Source organism: Nocardia sp. NPDC058480 (assembly GCF_042720495.1).
GTDB lineage: Bacteria > Actinomycetota > Actinomycetes > Mycobacteriales > Mycobacteriaceae > Nocardia.
The window spans coordinates 250,605-274,920 of sequence record NZ_JBHXMN010000002.1; the positions used below are offsets into that span (position 1 = coordinate 250,605).

Sequence of the window (24,316 nt, forward strand, 5' to 3'; positions counted from 1 at the left end):
GCTATCGCCCGCCAACAGGTGTCGAATCGATCGGCGCGAAGGAATGCAACCACCCCGATTGCGAAGCGCCGCCTCAGGCTCGGTTCGACTTCCCCCTCGCGCTGTGCCGCCAACACCTGGTCACGGTGCTGACACGCTCGGCCGAGCTGATCAAAGTCATGTCCAGCCCAACGAATCGGGCTGCTGAGATCAAGCCTTCGATCGTCTACTACCTCCAGTTCGGCGACCGGATCAAGATCGGTACCACGATCAACCTGCAACGTCGACTGGGCGAGATCCCCCATGACAGGGTGCTCGCAATCGAACCGGGTGGGCGCGCACTGGAGAGGCAGCGGCACAAGGAATTCGCAGAGGAGAGACTGACCGGCGAGTGGTTCGAACCGTCGCAGCGGCTGCTCGCGCACATCAAGAAACTCCGCATGGCGGCTCGCGCATCGAGAAATGCCGCATAGAGAGTCCCTGCTGGTATGTTTACAGTCGTCGAGGAGTGGGCCACTGGCCCGCTCCTCGTTCGCGTTTCGGCGCACCCCCTGCGCCAGATCCTCGACCCCGACAGTCTGCGGCTGCCGGGGTCGAGTTGTAGCTGAGTAGAGCAGCTCGGTAGCTCGCTGGGCTCATATCCCAGAGGTCGCCGGTTCGAATCCGGTCTCAGCAACCACAGCGCGTCAAACCGGCCAGGTCATGGCTGGCAAGCAGCCCAACGCACCCTTCCCGCGCTCACGCGCTTGGTGCCGCAACCCCGGACTCGGTAACGCACGGGGGGTTCATGTGTGGCCGTATCGGTCACACGCTGCGCGCTGCACAACGTCGCACCAGCCCGACACGATCAACCCCTGCACTCAGTGCGCGCGGGTCTGGTGCGGCTCAGCAAAAGCCCAGGAGTGGTCTCGGATACGCCCTGGTCGCATATGAACCAATCGGTACACCCAAGGAGATCGCCATGCTCACCGTCATCCTCGACACCCTGTCCGCCGCCGCCAGCGAAGTCGACCTCGAGCGCCTCGCCCTGGCCGCCGTCGACGTCGTCGGTGCCATCGTCAGCGTCCTGCTCTGATGCTGGAGCTGATCGCACTGCTCCTGGGGCTGCGGACACATCCAGATCCGCACCCTGGAGCTGCCCATGACCACCCCGCTCGGCTACTGGACCTGGTGACGTGACCGTCATTGTGGCCGCCGCGGTCGATACTGAGGTCATCATGGGTTGCGACACCGCCGCCGATCATGGCGGCACCGTGATGTTCCTCGAGGGCGGAAAGATCGGGCAGTTCACTACCAGTGACGACTGGTCGTATCCCGTCCTCATCGGCGCAGCCGGTAACGGCGCGATCCTCGCTGTACTTCGCCGAGGGCTGACGTTGCCTGCATTCCACCGCAAGGATCCGGATAGCTGGGCCAGTGAGGTAGCGCGCCGCATCACCGAACTGCTGGCGACGGCCAGTCCGCCGCTCACGATCGAAGAGCAGGACGGCGTCACCGCGATCGACGGCAACCTACTGCTGGCCTGTGACCGCGGCCTGTGGCTCATTCAGACCCACGCGGCAATGCGCGTTCGCCCTGGCATAGCGGCGGTCGGCTCCGGCCGCGATCTCGCGCTCGGCAGTGTGCATGCCGACCTGCGCCACGGCGTCACGGCGAAGGCGGCAGTCGAGAGCGCAGTTCGATTGGCGAGCACGTACGACTCTGGCTGTGGTGTCGATGACCGTGGTCCGATGGTCTACAGCACGAGGCGTGATGGCTGACCGGATCGACCGCCTGATCGTATGGGCGATCGGACTGGTCCTCGAACGACTCGGCTGGACTCGCAAGCGATGACCTGGTCACGAGACCCCGACCGATACCGCGGAGTCGGCCCGACAACAGCAGCCCGCATCCGCGAGCGCGACGCCCACGCCTGCCAGATATGCGGAGCACCAGGCAACGAGGTCGACCACATCACCAACCGCGCGGCCGGCGGCACCGACGACGACCGCAACCTGCGAGTCCTGTGCACCGAGCACCACCGAGCCAAGACCCAGGCCGAAGCAGCCGAAGGGCACGCACGCCGTCGAGCACGAGGACGCTTGCCCGTCGAGCCTCACCCAGGCCTGATCGCCCGTCAACGCAACGGGGCGTAACGCTCACCCGTCACCGCGATGAACCTGCCCCACGAGTAGTAGGACACCCGCTCACCCACACGAGCAGGTCCCTCCTCCCCGTGCACGAACACATGCAGGCCCCGCCCTGACATCGACCGCTCCACCCACAACGCCCGCGTCCCCACCTTGCGCAGCACCGCGGCCGCATCGGGATGCAGGGCGCCGTCCTCGCCGATCACCCCATCGAGGTCCCAGCACGCCAGCCCCCCGCCGAGCATCACCCCATGGTCACTGCCTGCCACCGCCTCGTACGGCGCCCAGGTCATGGCGTCCGTGCTCGACGCAGGCCGACCCGACACCGACATCGGCCGCTTGCCCGCACGCCTGGTCCATCGAGGCTGCTCGGTCATGGCAGACGGCACGGCCGCCGGCATCCGCTGCTTGCGCTTGCGACACCGCTGACCACACACCGACGGCCGAGGACCACGACCCGACCACTCGAAGGATCGGGCGCACACCTGGCAGGACAACGACATGACCCGATTCTACCATTGACCTGCGGTTTGTCCCGAGTAACTGAGTGGGTCACCTGGATGGATCGCAGAGCTACCCAGGGTCGCTAGGAGTCCACTCGGCCAGGCTCGCCCGCCCACGACGACACCAGGCCATCGGCACCCCGGACCCCGCCCGGGGTGGGGGTAGACCCAGCTAACACCTGGCAACGTTCGGCGGAGGGCATAGCACCTCGGACCATGCGTGCACTGCTCCAGCGATTTGGACCGCTTCACCGTTTGCCCCGGTCGCCCTGGCGGTGGCCTAGACCCAGGAGGTCGCCATGGCGAAACCCACTGCACCACAAGGACTTAACGACCCCGGCACCTCGCTGTGGAAGGACGTCGTCGGCAAGTATGGTCTGCGGGCCGATGAGCTGCGAGTTCTCGAAGCCGCATGCCGGGAGGTCGACCTCATCGACCGGATCGAATCGGCGATGCCGGCCGAGGATCTGATCGTCACCGGCTCGCAGGGGCAGCCGGTCATCAACCCCCTGGTGCCGGAGCTGCGCCAGCATCGCTCGACGCTGGCCAGCCTGCTGCGTCAGCTGAAGCTGCCCGACGAGGGCGCGTCCAGCGCTGAGGCTCGGTCGACCGCGGCGCGTGCTGCGGCGAATGCCCGCTGGGGCAACCGTGGCCGTAGCGCTTGATTCCGGTCCAGCGCTGATCCGGTCCCACGAGGACGAGTACCAGGAGATCATCCGCTGGTACGAGGACATGCTGGCGTCGACACCGCCACCGGTGGACCTGGAATGGGACCCGGTCAAGATCGGGCCGACGTGGCAGTGGGACAACGGCTGGCAGCTGCCGGAGATCTCCCTCGGCTGGGGCGTACTGGCCTGGTGCGGGAAGTGGCTGCGCGACAAGCACGGCCAACCGTGGCAGTTCACGCCGGAGCAGACGCGGTTCACGCTGTGGTACCACGCGCTAACGCCGGAAGCGGACCACGTCTACCACTCCGGCGTGCTCCAACGGATCAAGGGCTGGGGCAAGGACCCGACCGCGGCTTGCTACTCGTCGGCGGCCTGCTTCGCCCCGGTCGTCTTCGATCACTGGGACAACGACCGACCCGTCGGACGCGAGGACGACAACGCCTGGGTACAGATCATCGCCGTCTCGCAAGAGCAGACGAAGAACACGATGAAACTGTTCCCGTCGCTGCTCCCCGAGGAGACCCGGCGGCACTACGGGATCCAGGTCGGCAAGCTCAACGTCTACGGACTCGGCGACACCCGGCAGATCGAAGCGGTGACCAGCTCACCGCTCGCGATCGAGGGTGGCCGACCGACGCTGGTGATCCGCGCTGAGACCCAGAACTGGAACACATCCAACGGCGGCCACGACATGGCCGGCGCCCTAGAAGGCAACGCGGCCAAGTCCGAGATCGACCACCCAGCGCGGATACTCGACATCTGCAACGCCTACCGGCCTGGCGAGGACTCGGTGGGGGAGCGGGTGCGCGACGCGTACGAAGCCACCATCGGCGAAGACGCGCGGGCGATGGATTACGGCCTGCTGTACGACTCACTCGAGGCGCCGCCGGAAGCACCACTCACCGCGGAAGCCGCACCGGCGGTACTCGACTCGATCAAAGGTGACTCGCACTGGCTCGATACCAGGCCGAACGGCCGCATCGTGAAGTCGATCCTGAACACCGCGAACCCGCCGAGCGAGAGCCGACGTAAGTGGTACAACCAGGTCACCGCGGCAGCAGACGCCTGGACCACCCGCCAGGCGTGGGACGCGCTCGAGGACAAGGGGTTCTGTCCCGAACCCGGCGCACAGGTCTTCATCTTCGGTGACGGGTCCAAGAGCGACGACGCCACCGTGCTGATCGGCTGCGACCTGGACACGGGCAAAGTCTGGACGATCGGTGTCTGGCAGCGCCCGACCGGACTGGACTCCAAGGAGCGATGGATCGTCGACCGCGATGCCGTCGACCACGCCGTTCGCGACTCCAAGGAGAAGTGGAACGTCCTCGGGTGCTGGTTCGACCCCTCCGACGCCCGCGACGACGAGACTGGCGAACGGTTCTGGGAGTCCTACTGCGACGACTGGGCGAAGCTGCAGGACTGGGAGCTGCCCGCAGTCAAGACCGGCGACTTCAACCACGCGGTCATCTGGGACATGCGCTGGCAACGACACCAGAAACTGTTCGTCGAAGCCGCCGGCCGGTTCCTGGCCGACGTGCGCGACAAGGCATTCCGACATGACGGCGACAAACGGCTCGCCCAGCACGTCTACAACTCCCGCCGCCGACCGAACAAGTACGGCGTCTCCCTCGGCAAAGAGCATCGGGAGAGCGCCAAGAAGGTCGACGCCGCAGTCGCCGCCGTAGGCGCTCGTCTCATGCGGCAGACCTGGCTATCAATCGACCGACCTCCCCCACCATCGGGTGAGGCCTTCTTCCTGTGAGGCGGTGACGTGAACAAAACCCAGGCAGTCGATGCCGCCCGCAATCTGTTGCAAGGGCCGCGGGCATTCGAGGCGGAGCGCCTCGACGCGATCGACGTGGCGATGCGGCCGTGGAATCCTGAGCGTGCGTTCGCGTCGCTGACGATCAAGAGCGCCCGATCCGATGCGCAGAAGGCGCGATTGATCAATCTGGCGTGCAAGTCGCAAACGAACTTCCTGCCGCTGATCCTCGACATCTTCGGCCAGGGCCTCAAGGTGGACAACTACCTGGCCAGCGGTGGCCAGACGACCGCCGAGCCGTGGACATGGTGGCAGCGCAACCGAATGGATGCCCGCCAGACCGGCATCCACCGCACCGCGCTGCAGTACGGCGTCAGCTACGCCACGGTTCTGCCGTCGCTGACAACCGCCGACGACGTCCCCGCCGCGGTCATTCGCGGCGTGAGTCCCCGGCAGATGACCGCGGTATACGGCGAACCGCTGGAGTGGGACCCCCGCCAGGGTGGCCCGGTCGACGACGACTGGCCGATCATGGCGCTCGAAATGAAGGGGCCGATGATTCGGCTCTACGACGAGAAGAACGTCCACTTCATCGGCGTGAAGAACGTCCCACGCAGCGCACTGGGCTGGACCGACCCGAACTATCACCAGGCCAGCAACTTCGAGTACATCGAAGGTAGGGCCCACGATGTAGGCGTTTGCCCAGTGGTTCGCTACCGCGACCGGATGCTGCTCGACGGCGAAGAGGTCTACGGCATCATCGAGCCACTGATTCCCCTCCAGGGCCGCATCGACGAAACCGTCTTCCACATGCTCTCCAGTCAGTACGTGGCGGCGTTCAAGCAGCGCTACGTCACTGGCTGGATGCCCAAGGACGAGGAGCAGGCGCTCAGGCAGTCGGCATCGGACACCTGGTTCTTCGGCGACGCCAACGTGAAGGCCGGCCAGTTCGACGAGACCGACCTGAACAACTACATCAATTCCCAGTCCAGCGCCATCCGCGACCTGTCCGCCATCGCCCAGATCCCGCCGCAGTCCATGGGCGTCTCGGGCATCAGCAACCTGTCCGAAGCCGCGCTGGCCGGACTGGAGTCCGGGCGTGAGCGGAAGTCCGGCGAGCTGGAAACCAGCCTCGGCGAAAGCCACGAGCAGCTCATGCGCACGTGCGCCCACATCACCGGTGACGCTGTTTCGGCGGCCGACTTCGCCAGCGAGGTGAAGTGGGCGGACGCCACCGCGCGCAGCTTCGCGCAGACAGTCGACGGACTAGGCAAGCTCGGCACGATGCTCGGCATCCCGGACGAGGTTCTCTGGGAAGACATTCCGGGCTGGACCAAGACCAAGGTCGAACGCGCTATGGCGGCCCGACAGGCGCAGGGCGAGGTCCCCGACGTTCCGTTCCCGGAGTAGTCCGTGATCGAGCCGACCGAGATGGCCGCGTGGGCCGCCCAGGTCGCCCGCCTGATCTTGCAGTACATGAGCGTGAACGGCGTCCCGACAACCCGCGACCAACGGTGGGCAATGGCCCGCCGCTTGCACCCGACCGTCAACGAGCTCCGCACCGCGGCGCACGAACGCACGTCCGCGCAGCTACGCGTGGAAGGGCTGCAGCCCGCACCGCTCGCGCCGTACCGGCCACAAGCTCTGGTCGCAGCTATCGAGCGGGCCACTGGCGCAGAACCCTACGTGCGTCCGGAGCGGCAGGTCGAACGCAGGGAGGAAGCTCCGCTCGAGCGAGTGGAACCGCAGCCTGAGCCTAGTCCCGAGCCCCCGTCGGAGCCCGCGGAGCAGCCGAACCGTACCGCGGAGCCACGCTCCCGAGTCAGTGTGACCGCTCCGGCGCAGCAGCCGAGATCCCGTGTGCGAGTGCAGGTCGCCGCGAACGACCTCGACCCGCAAACCAGGCGGCAAGCGCGAACCCGGATCGAGGTAACCGACAACAACCGCACTGATCCCGCGGTAATTCGAGGGGTCACCGAACGGGTCGCTGCCACCGTCGAGCGGCACATCCGCCAGGTCGACCGCGAGACCGTCACCACCACGGCAGATACCTCCGGTGACGAGATTGGCTGGGCGCGTGTGCTGTCCGGCGCCGAGAACTGCGCGTGGTGCGCGATGCTCGCCAGCCGCGGCCCGGTCTACAAGTCGGACAAGTCCGCGCTGACCGTCGTCGGCCGACGAGGAGGCCGAACCCGTGGCACACGGCAGCTCGGCGAGAAGTACCACGACTTCTGCGACTGCGACTGCGTGCTTGTCCGCCAGGGCGAGGACTGGGCTGGCCGGACGGAGTTCGAGCGGCTGCAACGGATGTGGACGGCCGCCAACGCCGCTCACCCCGCAGACGCGCAACGAGCATTCAACCGGTCGTGGCGACGCATCCAGCGTCACCCCGAGTTGGAAGAGGTCTACGACCGTCTGTGGGCCGACTCGACCCAAGGCCTCACCGGCAGCGCGGCACTGCGCGCCTTCGCCGCCGCAGTGAAGGAAAACCCACCAGCCGCCCTGGAGGCGGCTCGACGCCCCAGGAGGGCACCAGATGACGAATCCGCTGCAGCCTGACGTAGCACCCGAACCGCCAGCCGCTCCCGTGGAGACGCCAGCCACACCCGATCCCGCGACCGTCGTGGCCGAACCTCCCACCGCGCCCGCTCCGGAACTGTCCGAGGCGGACAAGGACTCGATCATCGAGAAGCTCCGCAAGGAGAACGCGAACTGGCGCACCCGCCTACGTGACGCCGACCCGATCATCAAGGCACACGAAGAAGCGGAAGAAGCCGCCAAGACCGAACTGCAGCGCGCCACCGAACGCGCCGCCGCGGTCGAGAAGGCCAACAACGAACTCATCCGCGAAGTCGTCGCCAAGACGTACGGCGTTCCGGACGAGGACCTCGACTTCCTCGGGACCGGCTCCCGAGAAGAGATGGAAGCGAAAGGCGAGCGCTACGCCGCCCGCTTCGCAACCACCAGCATTCCGACCCCTCCGCCGCCGAGTAATCGGCCGGTCGAGTCGTTGAGGCCCGGCGCCTCGCCCACCCCACCAGCTCCGGTGGACAACTCATATCCCGCGGCCTGGGCGCCGCAGGCAAATAGCTAGGAAAGGAAGCAGCTCATGGCAAATGAGAGTGCACCCCTGTTCCGGCCGGGCCGAGACATCACTGTCCTCACCACGGCCGCGGTCACCGGCAAGACGTTCGTCAACGTCTCCGCCGACATGGACACCACCACCGGCCTGATCAAGGTCGCCACCGCAGCCGCCGGCGCGAAAGCTCTCGGCGTCGCGGTCCAGGACGCAGCCTCCGGCGCGACCGTCGCGATCATGCGTGGCGGCGTTCTGCAGGTGACCGCCGGTGCCGCGATCACCGCAGGTGCCGAAGTCGAGGTCGGCGCGTCCGGCCGAGCGATCACCCTGGCATCCGGCAAGGCAGTCGGCCAGGCGGTCAAGGCCGCCTCCGGCGCCGGTGTCGACACCTTCATCGCGGTCTACGAGTAGGGAAGGACAAGACCATGGCAACTGCATACAGCCAGCAGTACCCGCTCGGAACCCCGTCGGTTTCCGGCAACAGCCTCACCGTTGACCTGATGCTCAAGGAGCCCACCAGGATCAACGCCTACCTGTCGGATCTCGCGCTGAAGAACTACTTCGCCGAACGGATCTTCACCAACGGCGGCGGTGTCTCGGGCGGTGCACTGGTCTACAGCCAGCTCGTCGCGAACGACCTGTTCCCGACCCGCGCGGCGCAGAAGGTCGCGCCCGGTGCCGAGTTCCCGGAGATCACCTTCGACCGGCCCGAGCCCAAGACCGCACAGGTCGAGAAGCTCGGCGGCAAGTACCGGGTGACCGACGAGGCCCGCGACCGCAACGACCTGTCGTCGATCCAGAACGAATCGGTCAAGTTGGGCAACGACATTCAGCGCCAGCTCCATGCCCGCGCACTCAGCGAGCTGGAAGCCTCGATTGCTGCGGTCGGATCCGACCTGCAGATCACGGGCACCTCGTGGCTGGACGCGACGCTGCTGAACATCTCCACCTCAAACAAGGCCGCGCTGCCCGGCGCCGACATGGCTGAGATCCGTAAGCGCGCGGACCTCAAGGAGTTTGGCACCACGTACAACCTGCTGATCATGAACCCGCAGGAGTACGCGAACCTGACGATCCTGACTGACAACAACCCTGATGGATGGCTGTCGGCGAACGGATTCAGCGCGGTGCGCTCGAACCAGGTGACCGCCGGAACCATGTACGCGGTCCAGGAAGGCTTGGTCGGCCAGGTGCGGTACGAGCAGCCGCTCGCGACTGTTGCCTACCGCGACGAGGGCACCGAGTCGACGTGGGTGAAGTCGTCGATCCGCCCGGTGTTCGCGGTCACCAATCCGTACAACGCTCTCAAGATCACCGGGCTCGCGGCCTAACCGGCGTTCGAGAAGGGAATACAGAGAATGTCTTCTGAGAACGAGCGCGTCGTGCGACTCGGGTCGATGACCTACATCGACCCGGAAGGTCACAACCGTCGCGCGGATTGCGGCGCAACGGTCACCGTGCACTCCAGTCACATCGCACGCTTCGATCAACTCAACGTGCTGGCTGGCGAAGAGCTCGAACCGGAGCCGGTGGAGCCCAAGTCCCGCGCCCGGAACCCTCGCAAGGAGGACTGACCCATGGCCTTCGCCGCCCCAGCTGACCTCGCCGCGCGGTGGCGCGCACTCTCCCCGGAGGAGCAGGCGCGCGCCACCACCCTACTCGGCGACGCAGCGTGGTGGTTGAAGGTCTGGTTCAAGCCCTACACAGCAGACCTCGAGGCCCTGGCGGCCGAAGATCCGCTGATCGAAGAGGGCTTGAAGATCCTGTCCTGCAACATGGTCCGCCGCTCGATGCTGTCGGCGGGTGATGGCGTCGGCCAGGCGCAGCAGGTCATGGGTCCGTTCACAGCTCAGATCAGCTATCGCAACCCCGACGGCAGCCTGTTTATCTACGCCGCTGAGCGCGACACCATTCTGTCCCTGCTCGGCATCAACGTGTCGGGTGCTGTCTCGATGACGACGCCCGGACTATGAACCCGATCGGCATCACCTTCGGGCAGACGGTGACGGTTCGCCGCGGCGGCCGTGACCGGACCGGCGACCAGGCCTTGGTCGACCATCACACGATCGACCAGGCCGTGTTCTGGCAGGAGTCGGTCAGCGGGGACGACAACTTCCGTGACACCTCGACGGTGTACGGCCAACTCTCGGTACCTCGAGACGCTGATCTCCTCGCCACTGACCATGTTCGCCTGGCGGATGGGTCGACCTGGGTGGCTGTCGGTGCCCCGGCGTGGAACCACGTCCATCCGATGACCGGCTGGGACCCCGGCTACAAGGTAGCCAGGATGAAAGGGGTGAGCTGATGGAGAACGACATCCCTGCCTACCCGAACCATGCGGTGCTCGGCATCATGAAGTCGGCGCAGATGCGGTCGCTGATGTTCGAGCGGGCCGAGATCGCACAGGCCATCTACACCGATGTCGTCGCGAAACGTACCGGGCGCCTGGCGCGTTCGGCGCGGGTCGAGACGTTCATCGGCGGCAAGAACAACGACCGGTGGTGTGGTCGGCTCATCGTCGGCGAAGGCACGCAGTACGGCCTGGCGCACGAATTCGGTTACGACGATGGCGACGAGGGCATCGGCGCGGCGTATCAAGACCTGAACGAGGTCCTGAACATGCTGGGCACGCTGTGAGCGTCACCTTCCCCGCCTGGTACGAAGGCGGATTCCCGGACCGCGAGCTGGTTGTGCTCGACCTCGTCCAGTCGTTCCTGGACCTGTGCACCCCAGCAGGACTGGGGTGCACATGGTTGCCCGACAACTACGCCCAGCTCGTCGCCGATGGCATCCCGGTGGTGCGCATCTACCGCGGCGGCATGGGCGCGAACGGGCTGTGGGACGCGGCGGCCGTACAGGTCGGTGTCATCGCCTCCACCCGGGCGGACTCGTGGGCGGTCATGGAGTACCTGCGCCAGATCCTGCTGTCCTTCGACCACGGCGGCAAGGTCAAACGCGCCGACGACTCGATCACCCTGATCAGCTCGATCGAAGAGATCGTCGGCCCGCAGCAGATACCCGAGCTCAACCCCGATAACCGGCTGGTCCCGGCGACCTTCCGGGTGGAATGCCGGATCCCGCGCGATGTGCCCGACTACGCGCACATCCGCGAATCCCTCCCTCTCTGAACCCCATTCCCGACCGACCCTGCGTGACCGCGCGGGGTATCGGTCATGCCCGAAAGGAGGGGCCTCATGGCTCCGACCACCTTCCTCGCCTTGAAGGAAAAGAACGACGCGCTCGTCATGAGCGCCCTCGACTGGGCTGTCCTGCTCCGTCCGTGGGCGCCCGGTGCGCCGAACATGCCCGTCGACCTGTGCGATGCCGCAGGCGTCCTGCAGAGCCTGCCTGCCGGGTGGAAGACCTCCGGTGAGATCCAGAAGGCCGCCGGTGTGAACCTGGCGCCCGAGATCCAGACGTCCAACATCGACGGCTACGGCTCGTCCGGTCCGCGGCGCACCCTGGTCACCGGTGAGACGTTCACCATCGGTTACTTCGCGCAGGAGTGGCGCAAGATCAACCAGGAGCTGTGGCACAACGTCGACATGTCGACTGTCGCCGCGACTCCCGGCAAGGGCTACACCGCGCGCAAGACCTCCAGCCTGAACATGCGGTTCTACTCGGCCATCCTGATCGGCCAGGACAGCGGCAGCGGCGGCGACCTGTACCCGTTCTTCAAGTTCCCGAAGGTCAGCGTCAGCCAGAAGGCGGCGATGGCCGGACAGCAGGGCTCGGAGCTGGGCTTGCCGTGCACGCTCACCGTGTACGACGACGCTGACTTCGGCGGAATGTACGACTTCGGCGTCTCCGGTGCGGGCTTCGACTCGATCGCCACCGACGCCGGATTCGTTGGCGCGGCAATCTCGATCAACTCCTCGCCCGCCGCAGCATCCCTGGCTGTAGCCGAGGTTCTGCAGCTCACGGTCATCGACAACAACGGGTTCGATCGGACCGCGGAGTGCACCTGGACCTCCTCGAACTTGTCACGCGCAACCGTGTCCACCTCGGGCCTGGTCACCGCCGTCGCTACTGGCGCGGCGGCGACGATCACCGCCACCCTTGGCGCCCTCACCGATACCTCGCTCGTGACGGTCGCCTAACCCCCTGATCGCTGTCCCGCGCCGTTCCTGGTGCGGCGCGGGGCAGCCCTCACCAGGACCACCAGGAGCCAGGAGTATTCAGATGACCACCACAAGGAAGCCCGTCGCGAAGCGCACCGCCCCACGCAAAAACGTGGCGCAGAAGGTCGACGCCTTCGAAGCGCTGCGCGCACGCGCCGCGGGCGCACCCAAGCCGGGCGCCAATGTCAACGTCGCACCGTTGACCCTCGGCCCCGCCGAAGGTTTCGACCCGCCGATCGTCGTGCGATGGCCATCGGCGTTGTCGGACAAGATCGGACTCGACATCGCTTCTCGCCGCGGTGACGCGATCGGGTTCCTGCACACTCTGCTCGGCGACGACGGCTTTGTGCGTGTCGTCGCAGCATTCGAGAACGAACCCGACAACGAGCTGCTGCTCGTCGGCCTGCAGCTGCGGCTGACCGATCACTTCCTCGGCCGAGGCGCCGGTGAAGCACCGGGGGGTACGCCGGCCTCGTAGACGCCATCGGCGGTTACGGGGCCGAGATCCGCTGGGATCTGCAACGCGAACTCCGGCTCGACCTCGATGACTGGCTCCGCGGGGAACGGGATTGGCGAACCCTGTTCGAGCTCCTCACCAACCTCCCCGCGGGCAGCCGCTACACCGCCGCCCGGTTGCGCGATCCGGACGTCGCCGCCGCCCTGGCCGAGATGGAAGAGGACGACGACGTCCCACTCGAAGGCTTCGGCCTCCTCGCTGGACGCCTCGCCTCGATCGAGGATCGGATCACCCAACTGCTCTGGGCCACAGCGAAAGCCGACCCTTCTGCAGCACCTTCTGTTCCACGCCCCGAGTACCCGCACCTTGCGCTCCGCGAGGAGCAACGGCGCGCCCGCATGAACCTGATGACTTCGACACTGACCGGGGGTGACTAATGGCGAACTACTCGGCTGGCACCGCCTCCGTCGACATCAAGCCCAACTTCGACGGTTTCGTTCGCAAGCTCCGCGCCGACCTCGACACGGTCATCGCGAACCTTCCGATCGACGTCGTCCCGGATCTGTCGAAGTTCGCCGAGTCCCTGCGGACCAAGCTGGAGGCGATCTCCGCGAAGTTCGCCGTCGAGGTGAACCCTGACACCAGCACCTTCGCCGCGGACCTCGCGGCGGAACTGGAGAAGGTCACCGCGTCGATTGGGGTCGGGGTCGAGCCGGATACCACCGGGTTCGCCACTGAACTCGACACCGAGCTGGCGAAGATCAACGCATCGGTCAGCGTCGATGTCGATGTCGATGTCTCCGACGCGAGCCTGGCTGCTGCCGAGCAGAAGATCAGGGACAGGCTGTCCGGGATCTCGATCAGCGTGGACGTGGATGCCGATACGTCGGCAGCGGTGATCCAGCTCGAGGCGATGCTCGCTGCCTACCGCAATCTGACGATGGACGTCGATGCGAACACCGCTGTGGCAGCGGCAGAGATAGCGGCGCTGCGGGCGGCCAACGCCACCCACACGATGGATGTCGACGCCGACACCACCGCCGCCGCAGCACAGATCGCTGCGCTGCAATCCACTCTTGGCGGAGGAGGCGGTGGCGGCAGAGGTCTCGGCATGGGGTCGCTGCTCAATGCTGGGGTGCTCGGCATCAGCGCACTTCCCGCCGCGGCCAGCCTGATCGCCTCGATCGGCGCCGACGTCCAGACCCTCGGCGCGAACATCGCCCTTCTGCCTGGCATATTCGCTGGCGCCGCCGCTGGCGCGATGACGTTGAGCATCGGCCTCGACAACATGAAGGACGCCTTCTCGGACTCGCCGAAAAAGGCAGCAAAGGCCTACGCCGAGCTATCCGTCGAAGGCAAGCGTGTCGTCGACAGCCTCAAGGGTTTTGGTCCCCAGTGGGATCGAATCAAGGATTCGATCCAGGACACCACTCTGGCTGGGATGACCGAGCCGCTAGACGGGCTGCTCAAGGCCCAGCTGCCTGCGCTGGAAAAGGGCATGACTGGGGTGGCGGGAAAGTTCAACGCGATCGCAAAGACCGCCCTCGGCGAACTGTCGAACGACAAGTCGACCGCCGCGACGGCAACTATCTTCGGCAACACCAGCGAAGCCGCGGGCAAGCTCAACGATGCTGTCCTGCCGATCATTTCGTCGATTCGCACGCTATCCACCACCGGCTCAAGCTTTCTGCCGCGGCTGGCTGAATCCTTCGCGGGCGTGGCCACGAAGTTCGATGCCTTCATCACCAAGTCGGAGAAATCCGGCGACCTGTGGCGATGGATGGACCGGGGGCTGAACTCCGCAGGGAAACTCGGGTCGATCCTGGGCAACCTCGGCTCGTCGCTGAACTCGATCTTCGGCGCCCAGCGCGCAGAAGGCGAGACCTTCCTCTCGACCGTCGACCGGTTGACCGAGCGAATGGCGACCTGGCTCAAGTCGACCGAAGGGCAGTCGGAGCTGAAGGCCTTCTTCCGAGAAGGCGGCGAGCAGATGGAGAAGTGGAAGCCGATCCTCGCCTCGATCGGCGATTTCCTCAAGACCGCCTACGAAGCGGCACAGGCATGGTCCGGGATTTTGCTGCCGTTCCTCACGGCGGCATCGTCGTTGCTCACCTCGCACGACGGAATCCTCAAGACGCTGATCATCTCTTATCTGGCATTCAAGACGATCGGTCCGATCTTCGGTTTGTTGTCGGGCGCGATTGCGGGCGCGAGTGGTGCGCTGGGCAACTTCCAAACTGGTATGGCCAACAGCACCGCGACGACCAGCATGGGCAAGGCGCTCGGCGGCCTCGGCGCGATGTTGGGCGCAGGCGGCCTGTTCGGCATCGCGCTGATCGGCGCGACCATCGGCCTGGGTCTCCTCGCGCAGCAGCACCAGAAGGCGGCCAACGCGGCGGCGGAACAGAAGCGCAAGCTCGACGAACTGCGCGGAACCCTCGATGAGCAGTCCGGCGCGATCACTGAGGAAACCCGCAGGACCGTTGCTCAGAATCTGCAGGACGGTGGATCGGTCGAGAACGGGCGCAACGTATTCGACCGCGCCAACAGCTTCGGCATCGGCGAAAAGGAATTCCTCGATGCCGGTCTCACCGACGCCGCGGGTCGAGCCCGGATCAACCAGCGACTCACGCAGACGATCCTCGAGGACGACGAAGTAGCTAACGGTGGCCTGTGGAACCTCGCCAAAGAACAGACTGGACTGTCGGACAGTGTCATCGCGCAGGCACTGGCAGGCGTCCCTGAGGCGCTAGAGAAGTACACCCAGGCGGCGGGCGACTCCGGTGTCACTCTGACGGAGCTCAAGGGTCGACTCGGCGACGTCGGCGAGTCGGCAGCCACCCTCGGCGGCGAACTCAACAACGCGAACTCCACGCTCGGCAAGGCCCGCGAGGAATGGCAGCAGACAAACGACGCGCTCAACGGAACCTTCGCCCTCACCGAAGAAGGCACAGCGAAGTTCAGGGAGCTCGGCCTTTCTGTGCTCGACGTGCCCAACGCGAAGACGGTTACGGTTCAGACGAACTCGCCTGAGCAGATCCAGATGCTCAAGGACCTCGGCTACGAGGTGACGACGCTGCCCAATGGCGTCGTCAAGATCGTCCTGAGCGACGAGGCCGCGCGAGCTGGGATCACTCAGATCACCAAGCCGGAATCCAAGATCGTCAACGTCATCCTCCGTGGCGACACGGGACCGCAGACCGCTGGCGTGAATCAGGATCGCCCGACTCAGGCTCCCGAATCCGTCCCGCGAGACGCTGAAGGAAATCGCCTGCCCGGTCGTGCCCTCGGCGGCCCGATCCTCGGCGGTGTCCAGGGCCGAGACTCGGTGCCGATCATGGCGATGCCCGGCGAGCACATGCTCACCACTTCCGACGTCGACAAGATGGGCGGCCAATCTGGCGTCTACCGATTCCGTGCCGCGCTGCAGGCCGGCCTCGTCAAGCCGATGGCCAAGGGCGGCGCGGTCGAGTGGACCCAGAAGAACGAGATCGACCTGCAGCAGGCGCAGACCGCCGTCACCCAGGCCGAGGAGAACGCGGCCAGGGTCAACGCCAAGGCGGGCGCATCGGACGCTGACAAGCGGCAGGCACAGCTGAAGGTCGACGAGGCGCGATACAAGGCGCAGCAGCTGCAGAACAAGAAGGATGGCACCTCCTCGGCGACGACCGTGGCGCCGCAAGCTGCGCTGCCCGGCCGCGCGTCGTCGAGCGAACTGTCGCGCGCGGATGCCGAGGACGCCGTCGACCAGGCCAATGCCAAACGCAACCAGGTCTACAACGATCCGAAAGCCACCGACGCGGATAAGAAGGCGGCTGACCGGTCGTACCAGAAGGCGCAGAACTCGCTGGAGTCCCTCGACGAGGAGTCCGGATCCTCGGATGGCGGTCTGCCCGAGGAGTACACCGCTCAGGGCATCGGCTCTGCGCTGGGGTCGGCGCTGGCCACCGGGCTGCTGAGCTTCTTCGGTCTGGAGAACTCGATCTTCTCCTCGTCGAACACCTACAACAAGGCGCTCAACACCGCGATCGACTACTACAGCGACGGCTCCACCACGTCCTCGCCGACTGGTGAGTACGCCTACACGCCAAAGGAGGTCGAGCTCGAAGACTCCGCCTCGTCTTCGTCGACGGATGGTTCGGCCACCGCAGAGAAGGGCGAGGTCACCTACAACGCGGACGGCGGCGTCGAGCAGTGGCGCCCCACGTTCAGCGGGGTGCTCAACTCCCTGGCGCTGCCGTCTTCCTGGCTGTCGCTTGGCCTGGCGCAGATGCAGACCGAATCCGGCGGTAACCCCCAGGCGATCAACAACTCCGACAGCAACGCCGCCAAGGGCACCCCGTCCAAGGGGCTCATGCAGGTGATCGACCCGACGTTCGCGACGTACCAGTCGAGCCTGTACACGTCCGACATCTGGGATCCGGAAGCCAACATCGCCGCGGCCCTGCTCTACACACAAGCCCGCTACGGCTCGCCCGTCGGAGTGTGGGGTCAAGGGCGTGGCTACGCCGCCGGCGGATGGATCACCGGCGGCATCCCGGGCAAGGACTCGGTGCCGATCATCGGCATGCCCGAGGAGTTCATCGTCAACGCCGCCGCGGCGAAGGCGAATGCCCCGCTGCTCGAAGCGATCAACGCCGGTGTCGTCCCGTCGGCGTCGAGCCTGCCCGCCGGATTCGGTTCGGCCGCAACTTCGTCCACGTCCAACGCGACCACGAACGACCGGTCGGTGAACTACTGGGGAGACAACTACGTGATGAACCCCGAGGAGCTGTTCCGGCAGCAGGACCGCCACGTGGAGCAGCAGTCCATCGGTCCGCTGGCGGCGTTCTCATGAGCGACCAGATGATCATCTGGCTGAAGGGCGTGGACGGATCCCGCTGGGATCTGTCCGGCCCAGACGCCGGCCTGCAGGGTATTGAGCTGCGGCCTGGTCCGAAGCGGATCATCGAGGCCCCGGCGAAAACCTTCTGGCTCCAGGGCGCGGACCGACAGTTCTACCAGGGCAAGCAGTTCGAGCGCCGCGACCCGGTGTTCGCGGTGAACATCTTCCCGCCGGCGAACTCGTCCGACCCGCTGGTCTGGCGCGACGTCGACTCGCGGTTCCGGATGGCGTTGGGCATGTATGACGAAGAGTTCCGGCTCACCGTCGAGACCGGCGGCGACGTCCGCTACCTGGACATGCGCCTGTTGTCCGACCCGGTCCCGTATGAGAACGGGCAGTGGGAGGGCAAGGACCCGCACTTGTACGCGGCCTCTACGTTGACGATCAACGCCGCTGCGAGCCAACCGTTCTGGTACGCCAGCGATCTGGAGTTCTCCTGGTCGCTGCCGTCCGGCACGTCCGGATCGACGACCTTCCCATTCGAGAACCGCGGCGACGTCATCGTCTGGCCGGAGTACTTCGTGACGGCGCCGGGGAAATGGACGCTGCCCGACCGGTCGCGGGGGCTGGAGGCGGCGTACCAGCGGCCCGCCGGTTCCGACCTCAACCGGAACGAGACGCTGCCACTGCTGTTCTCCGGCGAGGACTGCCACGTCAACAGCGACCCCGACGAGGAGTTCCTCGTCGCCGCGAACAACGCACCGGTGTGGGCGCGCACCAACGGCCGCGGCCTGCTGTACCCGATCGCGCCGAAGACGCTTCCGGAGAACCTGCCCGTCTCGGTGACCGATGCGAATCCCGGTGCAGCAGTGACGCTTACGATCCCGCGTCGCTACTCCAGGCCGTTCGGGGTGAAGATATGACAACCACACTGGCTGACATCCCGCGCCTGCGTGCACAGTGCGAGGAGATCCGCGAGCAGCACCGCGCGATGAAGCGTGCCGCCCCGCTCGTGCGCCTGTGGGCGAACAAGCCCGACGGCTCCCCGGGATTGGTGCTGCGCGGCACTGCCCGCGACAACATCAGTGGCAAGTTCCCGTTCCGCAAGAACGGCTTCGGCACCGCGGGCACCCTGAAACTTCGGCTCGATCACTACCTCGCACGCTGGCTGGTCTCCATCCCGAACGATCCCGACGCCAAGAAGAACGTCGTGATCACGGTCGACATGATGGGCGGGGAGGTTCGCTGGTCCGGGCTGCTGAAGAACTGGAAGGTCATTCGGGACGGCCAGGGGATTCGCTACCTCGAGGCCACGTTCATCGACGATTTGCAATACCTCCAATTTATGTTGGGCCCGCCGAACCCGCTACTGCCGATCCCGATCTTCCAGTTCCCCAGGGTGCTGCCACTTTTCGGGCCTGCGAAATGGGCGATCTCGATGATGATCCTGATCAACCTGATCAGGCTCAACGGCAATCTGTGGACGCTGCCCGATGATCCGTTCGCGCCGGAGTCCTACGACGATCTGGTCGACTGGTCCGACTGGCAAGTCCTGATCAAAGCCAATCCTTTCGATCTCGATGATTCCTCGCTGTGGACGATCCTTGCCACCAGGATGACTCGCCTCGACGAGGTGATCTCCGACGCGCTCGACGACGCGCAGCTGGTGCTCACCTATCGCCGCTGCCTCACCGTCGACGGCGAAGTCTCCGACGTACCAGGTGTTCCCGAGGTCGCCAACGGGGCGCTCATTCTCGAGGTCCAGGACAAGTCGGGGTACTGGAACGCTGACGGCACCGGCACCGGCGGCGGCGTGGCCGGAGGCTTCACCCGCTCCGTGCAGTCCTTCCTCGCGGGCTTCGTCGAGGACACCTCCGTTGTCATCCTCGACGACCAGACCATCCACCCCGAGGAGTACTCGACACCCGGCTTCGTCGGCACAAAGCCGGGCTATCCGTGGGTGGTGGTGCGCGACTCGGAGTGGACTTCGATCCAATCCTCGCAACTCGTATGGTCGCCAGCCACTGCCGTCGGCATCATTGTCGGTGGAGACAATCCGCTCGCCGATCAGCTGGCGCGGCTGGCGATCGAAACCACAGCCGCGCTGATCGGCTACTTCCTACTCGGAGGATTCTCAGCTCTCGGCGCGATCGCCGCCGACATCGCGATGCCGTTCCTCGTGGGCACCATCTTCGCCTGGCTCCAGTGGGAGAACTACGGCCGCGGCCACAACCTCGGATGGGCCCACCTGTACGAGCTGTACCAGCAGGGCGCGGAGAACAACGCCTGGAGCCTCAGCGCCATCGCCGCACTGCGCGCGGGATTCCTCGCTTCGAAATCCGAGACTGCACACCAGTTCTCGATGGGATTGGGTGGCCCGTTCCTGCCCGGCCTGCACTTCGATATCGGCGACCGCGTCGGCAGCGTCGACGGATACGTCTCCGACGCCATCTTCGTCGAGCAGGTCGAAGAGATGGACTGGTCGTGGGACTGGAGCTCCGGCAAGCCGCTCGACGTGAAGGTCACCGTCGGCCAGGCCAAAGCCGCCATGTCCCAGGCCGAACGCTCGTCACGCCTGCTGTCCAAAGCACTCACGACGCTGTCCAACATCGGCGTCCACCTCGTCTCCTGAAAGGGGCGTCATGCCAGAAGGATTCCCCGGCATCGACATGACCGATCCCGCCCAGCATTTCGCATGGGCGATCGGCGCGATGCCATCCCACCAGGCCGGCGGAATGCCCGTGCCGATCCCGCCGAAGATCGTCCCCGACTGGAGCAAGTTCCTGTACGACCTCGGGTTTCGGCATCACCCCGACGAGCAGACCCTGTTCCCCATTACTGGCGAGCAGACACACATGGCATGGCTGACGCCGGTGCGGTTCGTCAATCGCGACGAGTACGACAAGCACGTCGCAGCACGGGAGGGGAAGCTCGCCGACCTCGCGGCCGCGGCCGAGGCGATGAATCCAGGTCTCGCCGAACAGATCGCGGCCATGTCCGACCCGGATCGGCGTGCCGCGATGGCAGCCGAGGGCGCAAAGCTCGGCCGCCTGTTCGAGCAGATGCAGAACATGCAGAAGGGAAACACTGATGCCTGATCCGACATGGCTGCCCGAAGTCCTACGCGAAGCGGGCCTGCAGGTCGAGGAGTACCCCGGCTGGAAAGACCGAGGGCACGGCGACTTCGGGGATATCTGGGGCGTCGTCTGCCACCACACCGGCAACCCGCCGCCGGGCAACAACCCTGGCTACATCGCCAACCACCCCACCCTGGGCCTGTGCTCCCAGCTGCACCTGTCCCGCTCCGGTGTCTTCACCGTCTGCGGCGCCGGGATCGCCTGGCACGCCGGTATGGGCTCCTACCCGGGGCTGCCGACCAACAACGCCAACCAGGTGACCATCGGCATCGAGGCCGAGAACAACGGCACTGAGGGCTGGTCCGACGCCCAGTACAACGCGTACACCGCGGGCGTCGCGGCGATCCTGCGCAAGCTCGGCGAGCCCGCCTCCCACGCCATCGGTCACAAGGAGTGGGCCGGTGGATCACAGGGGAAGTGGGATCCGGGCGGTATCGACATGGACGACTTCCGAGCAGACGTAGACACCCAGCTGAAAGGCGACCCCATCATGTCCCTCACCGACGCCGAGCAGGTTGAGCTGCTCCAGAAGGTGCGCAAGGTGCACCACGAACTGACCTACGGATTCCAGTCACGGGTGGCCGGGTCGCCGTTCCGCGACACCGTCGCCGGGTATGTTCTGAACTCCGATGCCGCGGACTTCCGCAACGAGCAGCGGCTCAAGGCGTTGGAGCTCAAGGTCGACCAGCTGCTGGCGGTCCTGGTGCCGAAGGCAGGTGCGTGATGTCTCGCATCCCCGAGCCCGCCCTCATCCGATCGACGCTGATCGCGGTCACCGGCGTCCTCGCATTCATCCTCGGCAAGAACATCGACGTGTCGTGGATCGAACCTGTCTGCACGTTCTACGGATTCGCGGCCCCCGTCCTGGCTGGTCTCCTCATCCGGCGCGTGGTCACACCGGTCAAGGATCAGGTCGGTCTACGGGAGGCCGCGTGAGCCCCGAACTGATCGCGGCCGTTGGGGCCGCGGTCGGAACTGCGGTCACCGCACCAGTTCTCGCTGCCTGGACTGCGAGCCAGGGCAAGAAGCTGGCCGAGCTGGAGAAGAAGGTGACCACACTCCAGACCGAACTGGAGAAGTCGCAGGGGCTGTTCCGGTTGGCGGTGCGTTACATCCGCTCGCTGATCGGGCATGTGCGGGAACTCGAAGATGCGCAGCGCGATGGCCGTACGGCGCCGACTATGCCGCCCGTTCCCGAGCTGCTGATGGACGAGGTCTGACGTGACGTTCCCCGGCGGCGCCGGCGGATTCAACTCCGGCAACTACGGGCTTAGCGCGAACGGGTCGATCCCCGGTATGACCGGTCGCAGCCAGGCCACGGTTACCGATCAGATTTCCAGCCAGGCGATGGAAGGGTCGAACTGGAATGGGCTCGGCGGCATGCTGATCGGGATGATCCTGTCGCTGATCGCAGGCGCGATCGGTTCGGTGCTGGGCGGCTTCGGTTCGGTGCTCGACGCCATCTTCGGCACCGTCAACGACAACTACGTCCGCGACCTGCCGATCATCACCGACCACTCTCAGCAGCTCGCCGACCTCGAGGACGCGTTTCAGCAGCTCATTCTGCAAGGCGATGCGCTCGTCTTCACCGACGGCGAGATGTACACGCCAACGGCGGGCGTGCTGTCCATCGACGTCATCCTGATCGGCGCGGGCGCCGGGGGCGGCGGGGGACGTGAGGATGTCCTCGGCACAAACCGCGGCGGCGGAGCTGGCGGCGGCGGCGGTGGAGAAGTGCACACATCCATTCCGGCGAATCTCTTGCCGCAGATCGGGGGAGCGTTCGCCCCCATTTCGATTGGGATCGGGGCTGGCGGTGTAGGCGGGATTGGATCGCAAGTGCCCGGCAATGGCGGCGGGAACACCACGTTCGGCACTTTCCTCACTGCTGGTGGGGGCAACGGCGGACAGGGCGGGCAAGGTCAGCCCAGCATCGGCGGACTCGGGGGCACCGGCATGATCCCCGGCGGTAACGGAGGTATGGGCAGCGGGACCAACGGGTCCACTGGCACATCCACCAGCGGCGGGAACTCCAGCTCGCCCTACGACTTGCACGGTGGCGGCGGTGGCGGCGGTGGCGGCAACGGCTACGCAGCCGTCGCCCGCGCAGGCGGCACTGGGGGAATCTCCCCAGGTGGATCCGTGAACCAAAACGGCACGGCACCCGCGGCGATCATCGCCACCGGTGGCGGCGGTGGCGGCGGTGGGTTTGAACACCCCGGCGGTGTCGGCGCGGTGCCGGCCGGAGGAGGTGGTGGCGGGGCTGCCGCCCCGCTGGGATCGGGCTGGACTAACGGCGGCAACGGAGGCAACGGGATCGCGTTCGTGATCGAGCGGTTCACCTAGTGGCGAACGCGATCGCGACGATGCGCGTCTACACAGACGACGCCGTATGGACCAAGCCGGACAGACTGCTGCGCATCGATGTCTTGGTCCGTGGCGCGGGCGGCGGCGGTGACGCCACCACTGGCGGCGGCGGCGGTGCGGCGGTCCTCCTCGAGCGCATCCGACCCAACGACCTCGACGCCACAGTCAATGTGGTGGTCGGCCTCGGCGGGACGAGCGGCGATAACGGTGGTGCCAGCCAGTTCGGAGCCATCGCAGCCCCCGGCGGTGCGGGAGGAGCCAACGGCGGGGCTGGCGGGCTGGTAGCGGGCATGCGTGGCGGCAATGGGGGATCGACCGGACAGCCCGGCGAAGCGGCCACGAGCGGGGTGATCAGGCTGCTCGCCGCAGGAGGCGGAGGCGCCGGGTCTGGATCGACCGGCGGCCGGTCCGGGCTGGTCCCCGCCGGTGGCACTAGCCCGACCTTTTGGCCGTGGTGCCAATCAGGCGGCGGCGGAAATGCTGGCGGCGCAGGAGGTTTCCCCTCTGGCGGTGGCGGCGCGGGAGCCGCGGGTGCACACGGCGCCGTCGTTGTCATCGAGTACACACAGGAGGTCTGACCATTGAATACAGCTACCGTCCACATCCCATCTGTCGACGGATATTTCGGCGTCGCGGCTAGGTGCTTTCACCTCGACCCGCCCCGCATGATCGACGGGCGCGCGCACGAGTACGTCACCGCGGTGGTGCAGCAGCGGGTCGGAGTCCAGGCTGCCGAGGTCAAGGTCTATCCCGCCTCCGTCACCGGCGCGAGTGCGAGTTTGCAGCTCAACCGCCGGGTGGGCTCCGTTACCCTCGATGGCGATCCCGATATCGAGGGTGGCTACTGGCTGGCGCTCCAGCTGCTCGGCGGCTACATCGTTCGGGTGCGAGACGCCGTGGGGGACGAGTGAGCGCCCCTATCGGCCATGACCCGATCGGCCGGGGCCTGATCCTGTCGGCGGGCGCCGACTTCGTCCACGAGATCCAGCCCCGCACCGGCGAATTCCCCGCGGGCATGGAGGCGTGGATCGATATCTGGGACAGCCAGATGGCGGGAGTCCTCGACACCTGGACCGCTACCTGCACTGCCACCTCGGCGGGCTGGAAGGTCGAGGCCGCTACCGCCGACACGATCCCGGAGAACTCCCGCTACCGGCTGTTCGTCCAGTACCCGACCGCGCCGACCACCGAGCACCTCTGGTTCTACGGCTCGATCATCCGCAAGCAGTAGTCCCGCAACCGAACTCACCTCAACCCCCACGGCCGTCGGCCTGGGGGTTTCGTCATTT

30 protein-coding genes and 1 tRNA gene are annotated in these 24,316 nt (G+C 66.2%); 30 read left to right on the top strand and 1 reads right to left on the bottom strand.

Annotation, left to right across the window (positions count from 1 at the left end):
- Positions 1-158 precede the first annotated feature (158 nt).
- From ACFWO8_RS06670 to ACFWO8_RS06685, 4 genes are all read left to right on the top strand, one after another.
- Positions 159-452: a GIY-YIG nuclease family protein gene (locus ACFWO8_RS06670; protein WP_378944680.1), complete on the top strand. Its 294-nt coding sequence runs from the start codon at positions 159-161 to the stop codon at positions 450-452.
- A gap of 129 nt (positions 453-581) precedes the next feature.
- Positions 582-658, top strand: a tRNA-Met gene (locus tag ACFWO8_RS06675).
- Positions 659-1,166: 508 nt separating this feature from the next.
- On the top strand, positions 1,167-1,739 hold the full coding sequence (locus ACFWO8_RS06680) for a hypothetical protein (protein ID WP_378944683.1): 573 nt from the start codon (positions 1,167-1,169) through the stop codon (positions 1,737-1,739).
- A gap of 69 nt (positions 1,740-1,808) precedes the next feature.
- Positions 1,809-2,114: an HNH endonuclease gene (locus ACFWO8_RS06685; protein ID WP_378944686.1), complete on the top strand. Its 306-nt coding sequence runs from the start codon at positions 1,809-1,811 to the stop codon at positions 2,112-2,114.
- Here ACFWO8_RS06685 and ACFWO8_RS06690 read toward each other — a convergent pair.
- Positions 2,096-2,611, bottom strand: coding sequence for a hypothetical protein (locus tag ACFWO8_RS06690; protein WP_378944689.1), 516 nt, complete (start codon positions 2,609-2,611; stop codon positions 2,096-2,098). The two genes, ACFWO8_RS06685 and ACFWO8_RS06690, sit on opposite strands and share 19 nt — an antisense overlap.
- 299 nt (positions 2,612-2,910) lie before the next feature.
- On the opposite strand from ACFWO8_RS06690, the gene ACFWO8_RS06695 reads away from it, so the two are divergent.
- The 26 genes from ACFWO8_RS06695 to ACFWO8_RS06820 all read left to right on the top strand — a co-directional run bounded on the left by ACFWO8_RS06695 (position 2,911) and on the right by ACFWO8_RS06820 (position 24,258).
- A complete protein-coding gene (locus tag ACFWO8_RS06695) occupies positions 2,911-3,276 on the top strand; it encodes a hypothetical protein (RefSeq protein WP_378944692.1) in 366 nt (121 codons plus the stop codon).
- Entirely contained in the window at positions 3,260-5,041 is a 1,782-nt protein-coding gene (locus ACFWO8_RS06700; protein WP_378944695.1) for a hypothetical protein, read from the top strand. Before ACFWO8_RS06695 ends, ACFWO8_RS06700 begins: the two co-directional genes overlap by 17 nt.
- 9 nt (positions 5,042-5,050) lie before the next feature.
- Positions 5,051-6,451, top strand: coding sequence for a phage portal protein (locus tag ACFWO8_RS06705; protein ID WP_378944705.1), 1,401 nt, complete (start codon positions 5,051-5,053; stop codon positions 6,449-6,451).
- 3 nt (positions 6,452-6,454) lie between these two features.
- Positions 6,455-7,600 carry a hypothetical protein gene (locus ACFWO8_RS06710; protein WP_378944708.1) on the top strand — a complete coding sequence of 382 codons (1,146 nt, stop codon included), beginning with the start codon at positions 6,455-6,457 and terminating at the stop codon, positions 7,598-7,600.
- Positions 7,578-8,135: a hypothetical protein gene (locus tag ACFWO8_RS06715; protein ID WP_378944711.1), complete on the top strand. Its 558-nt coding sequence runs from the start codon at positions 7,578-7,580 to the stop codon at positions 8,133-8,135. Before ACFWO8_RS06710 ends, ACFWO8_RS06715 begins: the two co-directional genes overlap by 23 nt.
- A gap of 15 nt (positions 8,136-8,150) precedes the next feature.
- On the top strand, positions 8,151-8,531 hold the full coding sequence (locus ACFWO8_RS06720) for a capsid cement protein (RefSeq protein WP_378944714.1): 381 nt from the start codon (positions 8,151-8,153) through the stop codon (positions 8,529-8,531).
- Positions 8,532-8,545: 14 nt separating this feature from the next.
- Positions 8,546-9,451 carry a major capsid protein gene (locus tag ACFWO8_RS06725; RefSeq protein WP_378944718.1) on the top strand — a complete coding sequence of 302 codons (906 nt, stop codon included), beginning with the start codon at positions 8,546-8,548 and terminating at the stop codon, positions 9,449-9,451.
- 66 nt (positions 9,452-9,517) lie between these two features.
- Positions 9,518-9,694 (top strand): hypothetical protein, encoded by a 177-nt coding sequence (locus ACFWO8_RS06730; RefSeq protein WP_378944721.1) that lies wholly within the window; start codon positions 9,518-9,520, stop codon positions 9,692-9,694.
- Between the two features lie 3 nt (positions 9,695-9,697).
- On the top strand, positions 9,698-10,093 hold the full coding sequence (locus tag ACFWO8_RS06735; RefSeq protein ID WP_378944726.1) for a Gp19/Gp15/Gp42 family protein: 396 nt from the start codon (positions 9,698-9,700) through the stop codon (positions 10,091-10,093).
- Positions 10,090-10,425: a hypothetical protein gene (locus tag ACFWO8_RS06740; RefSeq protein ID WP_378944729.1), complete on the top strand. Its 336-nt coding sequence runs from the start codon at positions 10,090-10,092 to the stop codon at positions 10,423-10,425. The genes ACFWO8_RS06735 and ACFWO8_RS06740 overlap by 4 nt, the downstream gene beginning before the upstream one ends.
- A complete protein-coding gene (locus tag ACFWO8_RS06745; protein WP_378944732.1) occupies positions 10,425-10,757 on the top strand; it encodes a hypothetical protein in 333 nt (110 codons plus the stop codon). Before ACFWO8_RS06740 ends, ACFWO8_RS06745 begins: the two co-directional genes overlap by 1 nt.
- Positions 10,754-11,248: a hypothetical protein gene (locus ACFWO8_RS06750; RefSeq protein ID WP_378944736.1), complete on the top strand. Its 495-nt coding sequence runs from the start codon at positions 10,754-10,756 to the stop codon at positions 11,246-11,248. The genes ACFWO8_RS06745 and ACFWO8_RS06750 overlap by 4 nt, the downstream gene beginning before the upstream one ends.
- A 66-nt stretch (positions 11,249-11,314) precedes the next feature.
- Positions 11,315-12,220 carry an Ig-like domain-containing protein gene (locus tag ACFWO8_RS06755; protein ID WP_378944739.1) on the top strand — a complete coding sequence of 302 codons (906 nt, stop codon included), beginning with the start codon at positions 11,315-11,317 and terminating at the stop codon, positions 12,218-12,220.
- Positions 12,221-12,302: 82 nt separating this feature from the next.
- Positions 12,303-12,719, top strand: a complete 417-nt coding sequence (locus ACFWO8_RS06760) for a hypothetical protein (RefSeq protein ID WP_378944742.1) — start codon at positions 12,303-12,305, stop codon at positions 12,717-12,719.
- A gap of 155 nt (positions 12,720-12,874) precedes the next feature.
- Positions 12,875-13,135 (top strand): hypothetical protein, encoded by a 261-nt coding sequence (locus ACFWO8_RS06765; protein ID WP_378944745.1) that lies wholly within the window; start codon positions 12,875-12,877, stop codon positions 13,133-13,135.
- On the top strand, positions 13,135-17,535 hold the full coding sequence (locus tag ACFWO8_RS06770; RefSeq protein WP_378944748.1) for a transglycosylase SLT domain-containing protein: 4,401 nt from the start codon (positions 13,135-13,137) through the stop codon (positions 17,533-17,535). The genes ACFWO8_RS06765 and ACFWO8_RS06770 overlap by 1 nt, the downstream gene beginning before the upstream one ends.
- Complete coding sequence (locus tag ACFWO8_RS06775) at positions 17,532-18,446, top strand: hypothetical protein (protein WP_378944751.1); 915 nt, start codon at positions 17,532-17,534, stop codon at positions 18,444-18,446. Before ACFWO8_RS06770 ends, ACFWO8_RS06775 begins: the two co-directional genes overlap by 4 nt.
- Positions 18,443-20,155 carry a hypothetical protein gene (locus ACFWO8_RS06780; RefSeq protein WP_378944754.1) on the top strand — a complete coding sequence of 571 codons (1,713 nt, stop codon included), beginning with the start codon at positions 18,443-18,445 and terminating at the stop codon, positions 20,153-20,155. The genes ACFWO8_RS06775 and ACFWO8_RS06780 overlap by 4 nt, the downstream gene beginning before the upstream one ends.
- 37 nt (positions 20,156-20,192) lie before the next feature.
- The gene (locus ACFWO8_RS06785) at positions 20,193-20,621 is read left to right on the top strand and encodes a DUF2744 domain-containing protein (RefSeq protein ID WP_378944757.1); all 429 of its coding nucleotides are present in this window, start codon (positions 20,193-20,195) and stop codon (positions 20,619-20,621) included.
- Entirely contained in the window at positions 20,614-21,384 is a 771-nt protein-coding gene (locus ACFWO8_RS06790) for an N-acetylmuramoyl-L-alanine amidase (RefSeq protein ID WP_378944761.1), read from the top strand. Before ACFWO8_RS06785 ends, ACFWO8_RS06790 begins: the two co-directional genes overlap by 8 nt.
- A complete protein-coding gene (locus ACFWO8_RS06795; RefSeq protein ID WP_378944764.1) occupies positions 21,384-21,596 on the top strand; it encodes a hypothetical protein in 213 nt (70 codons plus the stop codon). The genes ACFWO8_RS06790 and ACFWO8_RS06795 overlap by 1 nt, the downstream gene beginning before the upstream one ends.
- The gene (locus ACFWO8_RS06800) at positions 21,593-21,880 is read left to right on the top strand and encodes a hypothetical protein (protein ID WP_378944767.1); all 288 of its coding nucleotides are present in this window, start codon (positions 21,593-21,595) and stop codon (positions 21,878-21,880) included. The genes ACFWO8_RS06795 and ACFWO8_RS06800 overlap by 4 nt, the downstream gene beginning before the upstream one ends.
- A gap of 1 nt (position 21,881) precedes the next feature.
- A complete protein-coding gene (locus ACFWO8_RS06805; protein ID WP_378944770.1) occupies positions 21,882-23,006 on the top strand; it encodes a hypothetical protein in 1,125 nt (374 codons plus the stop codon).
- Between the two features lie 20 nt (positions 23,007-23,026).
- Positions 23,027-23,605, top strand: coding sequence for a glycine-rich domain-containing protein (locus ACFWO8_RS06810; RefSeq protein ID WP_378944774.1), 579 nt, complete (start codon positions 23,027-23,029; stop codon positions 23,603-23,605).
- A gap of 87 nt (positions 23,606-23,692) precedes the next feature.
- Complete coding sequence (locus ACFWO8_RS06815) at positions 23,693-23,938, top strand: hypothetical protein (protein ID WP_378944777.1); 246 nt, start codon at positions 23,693-23,695, stop codon at positions 23,936-23,938.
- Positions 23,935-24,258 (top strand): hypothetical protein, encoded by a 324-nt coding sequence (locus ACFWO8_RS06820; protein WP_378944780.1) that lies wholly within the window; start codon positions 23,935-23,937, stop codon positions 24,256-24,258. The genes ACFWO8_RS06815 and ACFWO8_RS06820 overlap by 4 nt, the downstream gene beginning before the upstream one ends.
- Positions 24,259-24,316: the final 58 nt, after the last annotated feature.